Annotated in this window: 10 protein-coding genes; 3 read left to right on the forward strand and 7 right to left on the reverse strand. The window is 45.7% G+C overall.

The window, feature by feature from the left end:
- Positions 1-79: 79 nt before the first annotated feature.
- On the reverse strand, positions 80-1081 hold the full coding sequence (locus C6P11_RS09470; RefSeq protein ID WP_135520628.1) for a DUF1002 domain-containing protein: 1002 nt from the start codon (positions 1079-1081) through the stop codon (positions 80-82).
- A 207-nt stretch (positions 1082-1288) separates the two neighbouring features.
- Between C6P11_RS09470 and C6P11_RS09475 the strand changes: the two genes are divergently transcribed.
- Positions 1289-2293 (forward strand): hypothetical protein, encoded by a 1005-nt coding sequence (locus C6P11_RS09475; protein WP_135520630.1) that lies wholly within the window; start codon positions 1289-1291, stop codon positions 2291-2293.
- Between the two features lie 48 nt (positions 2294-2341).
- On the opposite strand, the gene pepV is transcribed toward C6P11_RS09475, so the two are convergent.
- Positions 2342-3763 carry a dipeptidase PepV gene (pepV, locus tag C6P11_RS09480; protein ID WP_135520632.1) on the reverse strand — a complete coding sequence of 474 codons (1422 nt, stop codon included), beginning with the start codon at positions 3761-3763 and terminating at the stop codon, positions 2342-2344.
- Between the two features lie 239 nt (positions 3764-4002).
- Here pepV and C6P11_RS09485 point away from each other — a divergent pair, with 239 nt between their 5' ends.
- On the forward strand, positions 4003-5448 hold the full coding sequence (locus tag C6P11_RS09485; protein ID WP_135520634.1) for an MFS transporter: 1446 nt from the start codon (positions 4003-4005) through the stop codon (positions 5446-5448).
- 76 nt (positions 5449-5524) lie between these two features.
- On the opposite strand, the gene C6P11_RS09490 is transcribed toward C6P11_RS09485, so the two are convergent.
- Positions 5525-6370, reverse strand: coding sequence for an NAD(P)H-hydrate dehydratase (locus tag C6P11_RS09490; protein WP_135520635.1), 846 nt, complete (start codon positions 6368-6370; stop codon positions 5525-5527).
- 146 nt (positions 6371-6516) lie between these two features.
- Between C6P11_RS09490 and C6P11_RS09495 the strand changes: the two genes are divergently transcribed.
- Positions 6517-7575 carry an oxidoreductase gene (locus tag C6P11_RS09495; protein ID WP_135520637.1) on the forward strand — a complete coding sequence of 353 codons (1059 nt, stop codon included), beginning with the start codon at positions 6517-6519 and terminating at the stop codon, positions 7573-7575.
- 622 nt (positions 7576-8197) lie between these two features.
- On the opposite strand, the gene C6P11_RS09500 is transcribed toward C6P11_RS09495, so the two are convergent.
- The 4 genes from C6P11_RS09500 to C6P11_RS09515 form a co-directional block, all read right to left on the reverse strand.
- Positions 8198-9127, reverse strand: a complete 930-nt coding sequence (locus C6P11_RS09500; RefSeq protein WP_135520639.1) for an exopolyphosphatase — start codon at positions 9125-9127, stop codon at positions 8198-8200.
- Between the two features lie 20 nt (positions 9128-9147).
- Positions 9148-10167, reverse strand: coding sequence for a tryptophan--tRNA ligase (trpS, locus tag C6P11_RS09505; protein ID WP_056972427.1), 1020 nt, complete (start codon positions 10165-10167; stop codon positions 9148-9150).
- Between the two features lie 104 nt (positions 10168-10271).
- Positions 10272-12572 (reverse strand): RNA polymerase recycling motor HelD, encoded by a 2301-nt coding sequence (gene helD, locus C6P11_RS09510; RefSeq protein WP_135520641.1) that lies wholly within the window; start codon positions 12570-12572, stop codon positions 10272-10274.
- 335 nt (positions 12573-12907) lie between these two features.
- Positions 12908-14236 carry a dihydrolipoyl dehydrogenase family protein gene (locus tag C6P11_RS09515; protein ID WP_135520643.1) on the reverse strand — a complete coding sequence of 443 codons (1329 nt, stop codon included), beginning with the start codon at positions 14234-14236 and terminating at the stop codon, positions 12908-12910.
- Positions 14237-14311: the final 75 nt, after the last annotated feature.

Below are 14311 nucleotides of genomic sequence, written 5' to 3' on the forward strand. Positions count from 1 at the left end.
CAACCCTCCTGCGTCTAATTTCCATTAGGATACAGGATGAAACTATGATTCTGTGCGCAACGTTTGACCAGTCTTAGAACTACTTGTTGAACAGTCCCTTGAAGAAGTTAACCAATGGGTTCCAAATGTTCGTCACGAACCAGTTGGCCGCTTCCTTCACATCTTCAGAGTTCGCGAAATCCTTGGCCTTCGCCATGATATCACCTGCTGAATTTTCAAGCTTATTAGACAAGTCCTTAGCGTTATCAACAAAGGCCTTTGAGTCTGAAATTGGGGCGTTCGCCACACCAACTAAAGCTTGACCCATTTGTTGTACCGCTGCTTCAGAAGTCTTACCAGCAATGCCTTGCTTGTCCAAGTTAACGTTCAATTGGTTGATCGCAATGTTGACCGTAATGTTTGTACCATCTTGCTTCTTCTCAGCCAATTCGCCGGCCGTTGTGGTAACCGCTGACGTTAGCTTACCAGGGTAGCTACTGTCATTAGCATTTTCGTTAACCGCCGTTTGTGTTGCGCTCAACATGTCATTGGCTGCCGTCGTGTTACTTTCATCCAAATTAATCCCATCAGTGGCCAACGCCTTGTACACACCAGCCAATGCGGCCTCACCAGAAACCTTTGAGTTAGCCGTTACCGTGATGATGACATCATTCACACCAGCCATCGTTGCCGCCATCGCGTATTGTTGTGACGTCACTTGGGTAATGTTGTTTTGCCCGTTATAGTCCTTAATATTAACCAACGTGCCAGTACCAGGTTCGGCTGGCGCAATTGATACTGAACTAATCATGGCGCTATCCGCAACACCTGAAATATTCAGGTATGTCGCTGCGTCAGCACCAGTTGTCGTTAACTTGGTGTAATTATCCGTTACGCCTAGCGTTGAAGCCAACGTAGACTGATCAGATGCACCTGCACCATACACAACATATGACTTTGACAAGGCACGATTTTGTACGTTCGTTGTACCAGCTGCTGACACCACTGTCGTTGGCGTAACAAAGACAGTGGTCGTAACTGCTGTAGCACCAATCAATGATGTTGCCAATAGAATCGTCGTGATGACCTTACTCGTTTTCATTGTTAAAATCTCCTCGAATATTATGTTACACAATTGTAACACAACCAACCTAAAACAAAACTTATCGTCGGTAATAAATCCGTTTTGAATTGTGAACTTTTTTTGAATTTTTTATAGACAGACTGTGCATTCCGCCTTTTGACACTGACAAAGTGTTAGTATAAAAAGGAAATAATTGTCTTAGATTGATAAAGGAGACGGCTAATTATGCAAAGGGCAACCAAACTCGCATTGTTAGTCGCTGTCGCCGGCACAACGCTGACAACAACGACTGGTTTTGCAGGTACAGCAACGCAAAACATTCCGAATACAACCACAGCGACTTCAGTTGCCGATTCAGCTATCAGCGAGCCGTCAGCACCTGATTCAACATCAACACCTGCTAGCACCGAATCGAGCGTCGTGACATCAGAGGCTGTTGATGAACCATTGTTCATTGTATTACCAAGTTCAGCAATTGATTCAGTGGCACCAGCAGCTTCCGTGACCAGCGCAAGCACAGCCGACATTGATTCTTCAGCTGTCGATGTCGTTACCTCAAGTGAAACAGATTTGAACATTAGCCTACCCGCAGTTTTGCCTGGCGAAAAGTCGTTGTTAACTTCAGCAACTTCGGCAGCCTCATCAGTTGCTAGTGGTTTACCTAGCACTGACCTTGTCCAATTAATGACGGACATTTCAATTGTCGATAACGGCTCACAAGCCACGAAGCCGGCTGAAAAGGTTGTCGAAGCGGTTGGTAGTGATGCAACGACCCCTTCTGAGGACGCCGGTAATAAGGTACAAGTTTCGACGAACGAAAAAGCCCCCGTTTCAGCAACAACTAGCACGCACTCACAATCAACTGCGAATGCCACGAACGTTTCTGAAACTAATGGGGATGTCATTAAGACTAGCATTCACGTCGTTCCAGCCCAACAAACGGACACTGAGACCAATTCGGCTAACGTGCCGAGTGTTAAAACACCTTCCTCAACTGAAAAGAACATCGCGCCTGATCAAGGTAACCAAACGATTAATGTCGTTCAAACGGTTGCTGTAAAGGCAAGCAATCTCGCCGATGATGTTTTGCCAAAGGCGGCCTATCAATTCGCCTGGACGCCAATTGCCTTCGTTGTGGTCGTCGTGACAATCGCCGCCTGGGCCGTTGCCTACTACACGATTTTGCGTCGCCAAAAGATGCGCGAATATCAAATTTTAATGCATGACTAATAAAAAGCACTCGCAAAAAATCTTGCGAGTGCTTTTGTTTTGCTTAAATTAGTCTTCGACGTTAGCCAATTCGTACATTGATTGTGCAAAGATTGCCATTGCACGCGTTAAATCTGAAACTGGGTAGAATTCGTCTGCTTGGTGCATCGTATCAGGCACACCTTCGAACATGGCACCAAAGGCAACACCACGCTCCAACAAACGACCGAACGTACCACCACCGATAACTTGCTCACCAGCTGGCAAACCAGTTTGATCACGGTAAACTTGCAACAACGTCTTAACTAGTGGATCATCACCAGGAACGTAGTGAGGCACTTGTGCGTGACCTTCTTGCTTAGCCGTTGCTTCAAAGCCTGCTGGCAATGAGGCAGCCACGTGACCTTCGATTTCTTCAGCCGTCGTGTTTTGTGGGTAACGGAAGTTCGTGTTTACGAAACCATCTTCTCCATCAGTAAAGCGTTGGATACCAACGTTCATTGACAAGTCGTGCATCAAATCATCGTGCGTCTTAGCACCAATCTTTTCAGCAACCGTGTCATCGTGCAATTGCGTTCCCAAGAACGTCAAGAAGCCCTTAGCGTTGCCACCAAAGTCTTGGTCTTGCAAGAAGTTAGCCAAGTAAGTACCAGCGTTTTCACCAGTTTCAGGCATCGCACCGTGAACTTGCTTTCCATAGAAAGTAAATGTCACTTGGTTACCATCAACCTTAGCTTCACCCTTAACACGCTTTTCAGCGGCCAAGTAAGCATCCATAGCTGAAACCAAAGCAGCAGTATCTGCAGCTTCAACAACAGCAACAGCAGTTCCAGGCACCATGTTTGGACGTGAACCGGCTGAGAATGAAACCAACTTCAATGAACCACCTTGCGTACCAGCAAAGCGCGTTACGATTGAAACGTTACCCTTTTCACCGTTGATGATTGGGAATTCAGCGTCAGGTGAGAATCCCATCGTTGGCATACCGTAGTCCTCAAAGAACTCATCCATACCAGTCCAGTCAGACTCTTCATCGATACCCATAACCAAAACCAACTTGCGCTTCAAGTCCAAGTTCAAGTCCTTGATCATCTTCATTGCATAGTAAGCAGTGAATGAAGGTCCCTTATCATCTGATGCACCACGGGCATACAAGCGACCATCTTCAATTACTGGAGACCATGGATCCTTTGTCCAACCATCACCGGCTGGCATAACGTCCAAGTGACCGATAATTGCAACAGTCTCTTCAGCGTCTTCAGGTCCCAATTCTGCGTAGGCAACCAAGTTCTTGTAGTTACCCGTGCGGAATCCGTCACGCTTAGCAAATTCTTCGAACTTCAACAAAGCTTCCTTAGGACCAGGTCCCAAAGGTGCATCTTCCGTTGCAGCCTCGTCATCACGAACAGACTTAATTGCCAACATCTCCTTCAAGTCTGTCAACAATTCATCTTCATACTTCAATGCTTCTGCACGCCATTGCGTTGTCATATCTCATTGACCTCCACTGTCATATTGGTTGTAATTATACGCCATTTTATAAAGAAATGCAGACTTTAATCAATATTATGCATGATGGCTAACCTTCCGTCAGTCATATTTTCTTCATGTTCAATACTAATTGTGAACGCTTACAGAACGCTTTGTAAATTTCCGCTTTTTCGTATTTTCTAGTGATATTATGAACAAGCATTAAGCAATTACATTTTATATACACAGGAGTTAGCTTCATGGATGCAAAAGTTCAAAAGGACGAATTTGCTAAGCTTACACTGATGGATCGAATCTCATATGGTTTGGGTGACTTCGCTCAAAACTTGGTTTTCGGTACTGTTGGTGGATTCTTGCTATTCTTCCTTACTACGGTTAACGGTATTTCAGCTGCGGCTGGTGCCACAATTTTCTTGGTTGTTCGTTGGATCAACGTTGTTTGGGATCCTTGGGTAGGTGCTACGGTCGACAAGTCACATCCTAAGGGTGGAAAGTACTTGCCTTACCTACGTAACTTCGGTATTCCGCTAGTTATCTTGGCTGCCTGCTTGTTCTTGCCAGTTGGACAATGGTTCCTTGCATTTAAGGTGCCATATGCCTTCTTGTCATATATGGCAACGGCCATGGTTTACTCATTCGTTAACATCCCATATGGTGCCTTGAACGCATCATTGACGCGTGATAACGATGAAATCGCAAAGTTGACGACGGTTCGTATGACGTTGGCTAACATCGCGAACTTGTTGGTTTACACTTGCTTCCCTATCTTCGTTCAATTGGCTACGTCAGTTGGTCGTGAGTCAAAGGATATCGGAATGTTTGGAATCCACATGAACTTGGGTGACTACTCATCAGCTCAATCAGCTGGTGCTTGGTTCAAGGTTTATGCCGTATACATGGTTATCGGATTCTTGGCTTTGATGGTTACTTACTCAAAGACGAAGGAACGCGTTTTGCCTGCTGAAGATGAGCCTGAAGTAAAGTACTCAGACTTGTTTGCTGAGTTGAAGCGTAACAAGCCTTTGCGAATCTTGGGATTGTTCTTCTTGGTTGGCTTTACGTTCATGTTCTTCGGAAACACTGTATGGCCATTCTTCTTGCAATACAACATCGGTCACTCAGAGTGGAACGGTTCAATTTCATTGATCGGTTCAATTCCTGGAATCTTCTTGGTCTTCTTGTGGCCTAAGATTCGTGCCAAGGTTGGTAAGAAGCAATTCTTCGCTTTGTTCTTGGCTATCTTCATGGTTGGTTCTGTTCTTTTGTGGGCATGGACTAAGAACCCTGAAAACATCGCTATGGGTTACGCTGGTCGTTTCTTCCAACAATGGGGATTGACTTCAGCTACTGGATTCATGTGGTCATTGGTTCCTGAAGTTGTTACTTATGGTGAGTACACTTCAGGTAAGCGTGTTGCTGGTATCATCAACGCCATCATGGGATTGTTCTTCAAGATTGGTTTGGCTTTGGGTGGTATCATCCCTGGTTACATCAACGCCGCTACTGTATTTGACGGTACTAAGAAGATCCAATCAGCTACGACTTTGATGGGATTGCAATGGTCAATGATCTGGTTGCCAATCATCATGGCTGTTCTTGCCATCTTGGTAATCATGAAGTACCCATTGACTGACGAAGAAGTTAACAAGATGAACCACGAAGTTGAGGCTCGTCACAAGAAGTAATTTCTTGGTTAACAATTAAGTTAGTTAATAAAAACGACGTGAATGTCAAAATTCACGTCGTTTTTTTGTGTCGTTATTACAGATTTGATTGAATACGAGCCATGTAGTTTGGCAAGAAGTCAGCAATGAATGATGGCTTCACCACATAACTGTGTCCTGCCATCTCTTCGGCGATTGCTGAGTGTGCATAAACGGCCGCTTGCACAGCCTTGGTTGGGTTTGCTTTGAACTGGGCTGTAAAGCCAGCGATTGTACCCGCTAGCACATCACCCATCCCACCAGTCGCTTGGTAAGCACCGCCAATTTGCAATTGCTTTTGATCATCCTTGGTGTAGATAATCGTGTGGTGTTGCTTAAGGACCAGCACATCAATGTTCAAAATTTGGCGTTGTACCTCATTCAATTGGTGCTCTGCTTGATAGTTTAATTGCACCCCACTCAAGCGCGCCCACTCCATTTGGTGTGGCGTCACAATCGTGAACGTGTCACGTGGGAACGTCATATTCTGCTCAGCCATAATAGTCAATGCTGAACCATCAACAATCAAAATTTGGTTTTCCGTAACAGCTTGCAAAACTTGTTGCACTAATTGCACCGCAAAACCATCTGTCCCCATACCAGGGCCTAATAGAATCACATCGTTATTAGCAATCGCTGTCATCAAATCCGCATTATTACGCCAGTCCACAAACATGGCTTCTGGTGTACGCGTGTGTAGCGGTGCCAAATTGATCAAATCTGTTGCAACCGTCGTTAGCCCTGCACCAGCGCCAACAACCGCACCGGCTGCCATCAAAATGGCCCCACCGTATTGGATATTACCCCCGATTAGTAAAACGCGACCAAACGTCCCTTTGTGGCTGTCGTCAGGTCGACGCACAATGACCTCGTGCAATATTTCTGATTTCAATTCACTAATCATGCCGTTTCTCCAATTTTTGTAAGTGTTACCTAATTATAACGCGCAAAAACGTAAATTTGAAATCGTCCTGTTTCATTCATGAAATGTCAGTTGCATTATGGTCAATCTTCAGGAAGAATTAACGATATACAGGGAGGAACGCAAATATGTTAAATATTGCCTACGTCGGATTTGGTAAAAGTACGAACCGCTACCATATCCCCTATTTAATGGAACGCCAAGACCGTTTCAAGATTAGCCGTGTCGTGACCCCAACCTTGGGCAAGCGTCCCGACGAACAAGCTGCTTTGGAAGCAACTGGTACAAAATTCTCAACTGATATCGCTGACATTATTAACGATGAGTCGCTCGACTTAGTGGTGGTGGTCACCCCCGCCCCTAGTCATTATGACGTTGCTAAGCAATTGCTACTTGCTGGTAAAAACGTGCTTGTCGACAAGCCAATGGTTGAAACGTTGGCTCAAGCCGAAGAGCTTGTGACGCTTGCGCGCGAACGCCAGCTCTTCTTTATGCCATTCCAGAACCGTCGTTTCGATAGTGACTTTCTGACGATTCAACACGTGCTTGATGCCGGTTATGTTGGCCGTCCAGTTGAACTGGAGTTGCATATGGATCATTATCGCCCTAACGACGGCGTTAAACTGGGTACACCTATCGACGGTTCATGGTACGGACACGGTGTTCACTTGGCCGATCAAATCGTCGCCCTTTTCGGTTCGCCGGACCGTGCCACCTATGATTTACGTGCCACACGTGAACCGGGTGCAACCATCGACGATCAATTTGAAGTGAACATGTTTTATGGCGATACTTTCAAAGCCACGGTGCAAGCAACTGAACTAGCTGCGGTCGCCTACCCTAAGTGGGTGCTACACGGTACCAAGGGCACTTATATCAAGCACAATATCGATCAACAAGAATATGATTTGAAGACCGGGATTATGCCGGGGATGCCTGGATTTGGGGATGATGCGCCACAAGATTTCGGTGTTGTCACTTACTACAACCAAAATGGCGACCGCATTGAAAAGGTCATCCCAACCATTCACGGTGACTACGGTCGTGTTTACGACACTGTCTATGACACGCTAGTCAACGAGGCACCAAAGTTAGTGTCTGATGAACAAATGCTGACAGTTATCGAGCTTTTAGATGCCGGTTATACCGACCCAAAGCCCCACGTAACAACCTTTGAGCGCTACTAAAAATTCATCACATCTTTTTCAAGGGTTTATCCTTGTAAGCGGTTATATGTGGTGTTAATATAATGGTGTACCAAAGGAAAGGAAGGTAAAGGATTTGAAAGAAGTTCTTAATTCGACCTCTATCACGACTCTACCTACCAAATTCCATGCGGGCCTGTCACAGTAATGACGCAAGATAATTAACGTATTGTTTTTAAAAGAGATAAACACCTAAGTCATGTATTGACATCTCTTGCGATCATTAGCATCGGTCACTTCGACAAAGTACGATAACCTTTTTAAGGCGTAAGCATGTACGGCGATTCGAAGGCTGCTCCTGACACGGTCTGCTTTTCAAACAGATAGACATGGATGCGGTAGAGATAGAGACGGTGAGTTTGGTTGCGACCATACCCTAGCGACAGACGTTTAAAACTGCAGATTAAACTTCTAGGGTGGTCCATCTACAATTGAATACAGGGTGGCGGAGTAGCGTCTTCCTTGTTACGTGTCGCAAAGCGTAACGAAAGTTTACCGCGGGTCAACGTACCGGCGGTTTTTGTTTTGTCTTTAAGTTGGTTAGTGGTGTGTGTCCTCCCTAACAAAAAACGACTAACCCGCAAGCGAGTTAGTCGTTTATTTTTTATAGTGTCATGCGATACTCTTGCAAAAGCCCTTCGCGTACACCTGATGCTGAGAAGATGACCTTGTCAGCACCAGTGCGTGAAATCAACTCTACCAATGGCAATAAACCACTGATAATGATGTCTGCACGGTTGGCTTCTGTACCCAACACTTCAGCACGTTCTGCGTGCGTCATGTTGGCCATCTCATCAAACGTCTTCAAAACTGATTCCGTCGTCATCTCGTAGCCGTGGAAGTTTGAATCCGCTGGCAAGCCGTGACGCAAACGGTCAAGACGGGCCAATGAACGGTTCGCGCCACCCAACAAAATGATTGGCAACGTCGTCGTGTCTTCCAACCATGGCAAGTGGTCGTATTGATCAGAAACGTATTGTGAGGCGCGCTCAATCAAACTTGGATCAATCTTACCTTCCCCATTCAAGTGGAACTTCTCTGACAAGTTAACCGCCCCAAATGGCAAACTGATAAAGTTCGCGGCCATGCGTTCTTCAATACCAACCAACTCAACACTAGCACCGCCAGTATCAAGCAACCAGGCATCTGAAATATCCAAGGCTGAAACAGCCCCAAGATAGTCGTAATAAGCTTCTTGGTCACCCGTTAGCACACGGATTTCAACGTCGACGGCACGGTAAACACGGTCCAAAAAGTCCGCTTGATTCGTTGCCTCACGCACAGCTGCGGTTGCAATACCAACAACTGAGACGCCTTCATATGCCATATAGTCATCACGGAACTCAATCAAAGCATCAACAACGCGAGTCATTGCTGCTTCAGTTAGTTCACCTGCATTTTGATCCATCCCCTCAGCCAAACGCGTATCTAACTTACGACGCTTAAGCTCAACGAACGTGCCATCTGCTTGTAGTTCTTCAACAACCATTCGGGTTGAGTTTGACCCCAAGTCAATGACTGCCAAATAGCTCATAATTTATACCCCTCTAAGGATTAACCCCAGTATTGGATGCCCATTGCGTTACGGACTTCGTTCATCGTTTCTTGCGCCTTAGCACGTGCCTTGTCAGAACCGTCGCGTAGCATTTGCAATACGGCGTCCTTGTCTTCAGCATACTTAGCACGACGCTCACGCATAGGTGCCAATTCGGCGTTCAACACTTCGAACAAGTACTTCTTGATCTTCATGTCGCCCAAGCCACCAGCTTGGTATTGCGCCTTCAATTCAGCAACCTTTTCGGTATCCTTATCAAAGATATCCAAGTACGTGAAGACCATGTTACCTTCAACGTGACCAGGGTCTTCAACACGGATGTGCTCTGGGTCAGTGTACATTGACTTAACCTTCGTCCACAACGTATCTTCGTCGTCACTTAGGTAAATGGCATTGTTCAATGACTTTGACATCTTGGCGTTACCATCCAAGCCAGGAATACGACCTTGACCCTTTGGTGGGAATACACCTTGTGGCTCTACCAAAATACCTTCACCGTAGTAGTTGTTGAACGTACGTACCAATTCACGCGTTTGCTCCAACATCGGCTCTTGGTCATCACCAACTGGCACAACTTGTCCCTTGAACAAAGCGATATCAGCAGCTTGTGAAACTGGGTAGATGAAGAATCCAGCAGGAATACTCTCACCGAAGCCCTTTTGTTGAATCTCAGTCTTCACCGTTGGGTTACGTTGCAAACGAGCGATTGAAACCAAGTTCAAGAAGTATTCTGTCAATTCTGACAACTCAGGCACAGCTGATTGTACGAAAATCGTTGACTTGCTTGGGTCAATACCAACAGCTAGGTAGTCCAACGCAACTTCCAACAATGAGTTGTGAATCTTCTCGGGATCGCGCGCGTTATCAGTGAACGCTTGCTTGTCCGCAATCATAATAAATGGTTCGTAGTCGCCTGAATTTTGCATTGCGACACGGTTTTTCAAAGAACCAACGTAGTGACCAATGTGCAACTTTCCAGTTGGACGATCACCAGTTAGCAAAACTTGCTTTTCTGCCATGTTTTCCATCTCTTTCTATCAACGGTTCCCCGTCAAAACTAATTCGTCATTGTTCATTGTAAGAGTTTTTACACCCGATAACAAGCGTACAAACTACCTGTTTTCTAATCACCTAAAACACTAATATCTAATGTCTCTTGCACGTCGCGAATCAAGCCAGAAACCGGCCCAACACTAATTAGAGTCAACGCGTGCATGGCGCGGGATGCCAAGGTGTACAACAAGCCGGTTGCTTCACTGTCAGGATAATTCGTTTGTGACACATCGTATCCAATTACCGCATCAAATTCCAATCCCTTAGCCAAATATATTGGCATAACGACGAAGTTTGATGTGCGCGTGCGATCACTTGCTTGGAGCAATTGAAACTTTTCGGGATACTTACGCAGCATGCGGGCAACTGCCTCAGCTTGATCTTGGGTTTTGGTCAAAATTGCCACTGTTCGGTGCTCCGCCTTCAGCTCATCAACCGCCTGCCAAATCATCTGCTCTTCTTCATCCGCCGTCGTGACAATTAACTTTGGCTTTCCACCTGGGCGAGTGAACGCCATGATGTTATCGCCGTCCGGTAACAGCGCTTTGGCAAAGTCCATGATTTCTTGCGTTGAACGGTACGCCTTGTTCAACGTAATCAAGTTAGGGTGAGTCGCCTTGAATGCTTGGCTGTACTTGGCCAACAAAGCAGCCGGTGTCTCAACATCGCGGAACAGCGCCTGCTCAGAATCCCCAAGCACCGTAAACTTGGCCGCTGGGAACGCGTGCTTCAAGTACAACAATTGTGCCATGCTGTAATCTTGCATTTCATCAACGAAGACGTAGAACATTGACTTATTCGTCCCACCACCCGTAATCAAATCGCGTAAGAATAGCATTGGCGCTGCATCTTCCAAGTCAATGCGGTGATACTCCAGCTCACGTAGGAAGCGATCACGCTTGGCTAGCCACCATTCGGTATCCAACTCAGAACGCTCGGCCATGTAGGCCAAAAAGTCACCATATTGGTTATAGATATCAAAGAAGTGCATGTTGTACAACGCATCATCGACAACCTGGAATTCACGTTGCAACAATCGCTTCGCCGCGATGTTGATTGCGTCACCCATTTCTTCTTCTTCGGCAACTTGCTCAGCCAGCTCATCTCCCAGCAAATCACGATACTGTTGGTCATCCAAGTTATTCAACTCTTCCAACACCCAGTCTTCATTCACCAATTGATCAATGCGACGTTCCAAACGCTCCATAAAGCGCTTTTGCGTCATTTGGATACGTTCACGAACCGAGTAATTATCTGAGAACTCAGCAAACACACGGGTCATGGCTTCTTTACCAAAGAACACTTCATCTTCAAAGTAGATATTGTCAAAGCGCAATGTCTCAGGTGTTAGTTGCTCAACAAAGGCCGTCAAATCATCAACGACTCGGGCACTCTCCAGTTTTTCACGAACCTTAAGACTGGCCACCGTTGTTTCACTCTGACCGATTTCATAACGTTCAAATAGTGTTTGTACTTGTAATCCCTGTAGACGTGCACTAAAAAATTCAGCCAGCGTCACTTGGCGCATGTTGCGTTCACCCAAAGATGGCAAAACATCAGCAATATAGCTTGAGAACAATCGGTTTGGTGAGAACAATACAATCTGGTCCGAATTCAATTCTTCACGCGCATGGAATAGCAAAAACGCGATGCGTTGCAGAATCGCTGAGGTCTTACCAGATCCGGCGACACCTTGCACAACCAGCAAATCACTCGTCGTATCACGAATAATTTGATTTTGTTCTTGTTGAATCGTCGCCACGATATTACGCATGGTCAAGTCGTTTTCTTGTCCCAAGGCGTATTGCAACATTTCATCACCGACAGTTTCATTGGTATCAAACATGTTGACGATTTGCGCATCTTCAATCGTAAATTGACGCTTCTTTAGTAGTTCCGCTTCCTGTTCACCCATTGGTGTGGGATATGTCACAGCACCAAGTGTTCCGTTGTAGTAAATTCCACTGATCGGCGCACGCCAATCGTAAACGAGAAAATCACCAATCTTATCCTGCACTGAGGCTAAGCCGATATACAAGGTATCTTTATCGCCCTCTTCATCAATATCGACGCGACCAAAATACGGACTAGGTCGTAGCATCGTCAGCGTATCGACAGTCTTTCGCATAATGTTTTCTGTTTCAGTTACACGGGCCACGATGTTACGTTGCTGTTGGATTTCGGCATTCGTTTCCATCGCATCATCGACTTCGAAGGTGTTAATTGACGTATTGGCAATATAGTTTCCTTCAACGGCACGTGTTTCTGAGTGAGCTTGCGCATAGGCTTCCTTAGCACGTTCGAGTTGCCCGTCGATTTCGACAACCACTTTATCGAGCCGCTTTTGTTCAGCGGGTTGGTCTGCATGCATTTTTCGGCCCTCACTTTCGTATATTCAATTCAACTATTATAACGCTTTTTCACCAGAAAACCGGTGCAAATGGAAAAAGCACCGGGTCTCTCCACCCGATGCTTTACAACCATTTCTCTTTCACCCTCTTAGCCACTCTACCTGCTAAAAAAGGCCAACGTTCAACACGTCGGAAGCGTAAAAAGCTTCTCTACTAACTTTTTAACATAATTTATTGTAAGTATAAAAAGTGAATGATTTCCCTTATAAATGTGAAGAAATTGTGAATATCGCTTTTTAGTAAGTAAAAAACGAGCAACCAGTTCAATACTGATTGCTCGTTAATTTGACCTTTATTAAGCGAAGAAGCCCATATCTGATGCGATTGATGGGTATGAGTACAAGTTGTGCTTAATTGCCCACTTGTCTTGCTTTTGGTTGATGGCTACCGTGAAGTAGTTCAACAACTCATCAGCTTCAGCACTCAATACCGTCGCACCAATGATAACACCCTTTTCGTTCAAGACAACCTTAGCCTTAGCAATTTGCTCCTTGTGACGCCAGTATGCTAGCCAAGGTGTCATGTCGATTGAGTTAACCTTCATGCCCTTTGACTCAGCTTCAACAGCTGACATACCAACTTGACCCAGCTTTGGTGAACCATACACCATCGTTGGAATGGCTGGGTATGAAATTTCTTCTGGCTCAGTACCAGTCAACAAACCAGCTACATAACGCGCCTCATAGGCACCAGTTGGCGTCAACTTTGGCACTGGTGACTCTGCGACGTCACCAACCGCAAAGATATTTGGGTTAGTGGTACGCAAGTCAGACATTACCTTAATACCGTTACCAGCAACTTCAACACCAGCAGCTTCAAGATTCAAATCTTCAGTGTTACCAGCGCGACCAGCAGCGATGAATGGCATGTCACTTGTGACACGACGTCCATCAGCAGCAACGATATCGAAGCGACCGCCAGCGGTTTCTTCAACGGCAGCTGTATCAAAGTTCCAGTGGAACGTGATACCCTTGCTCTCCATTTGCGCAATCAAATCTTGCGTCAAATCTTGATCAAACTCACGCAAAATCACATCGTGCTTAGCCACAACGTGAACCTTTGCGCCGGCTGCTGCGGCAATACCAGCAAACTCAATGGCAATGAATCCAGCACCGATGAAGGCCACTTCTTCTGGCATCTTAGGCAAGTTCAAGAAGTCTTCATTGTCGTGCAAGAATTCATCACCAGGCACTTCCAATCGAGCTGGACGGGCACCAGTGGCAATAATCCACTTGTCAGCCGTAAACGTTTCCGTACCAGTTGAAACCGTGTGCTCATCCACAAAGTAGGCGTGACCATACTTGTGGGTAATGCCGGCATCATCAAGTCCCGCAATCTTACGTGCAGGAACTGGATCCGTGTAGGCCATCTTGTGTTCCATCAAGGCAGGCCAATCAATCTCATTGTGACCAATCAAACCTGTGTGTTGCATCCATTCAGCTTGTTCCTTAGCTTCTACGGCAGCCAAAAGAACCTTCTTAGGATCGCAACCATAATTAGGGCAGGTACCGCCCCAGAGATACTCTTCAACAATAACAACTGATTGCCCAGCTGCTTGCAATGGAAAGGCTGCTGACAAGCCAGCAGGTCCTGAACCAATAACACCAACATTAAAGTGTTCCACGAGTATGCCCTCCTTCTTTTTATAATGTCATTATTTTAACAGTTAACAGCAACCCTTATGCAAAATAAGGGTGTT

This window comes from Weissella confusa, assembly GCF_004766315.1.
Classification (GTDB): Bacteria; Bacillota; Bacilli; order Lactobacillales; family Lactobacillaceae; genus Weissella; species Weissella confusa_A.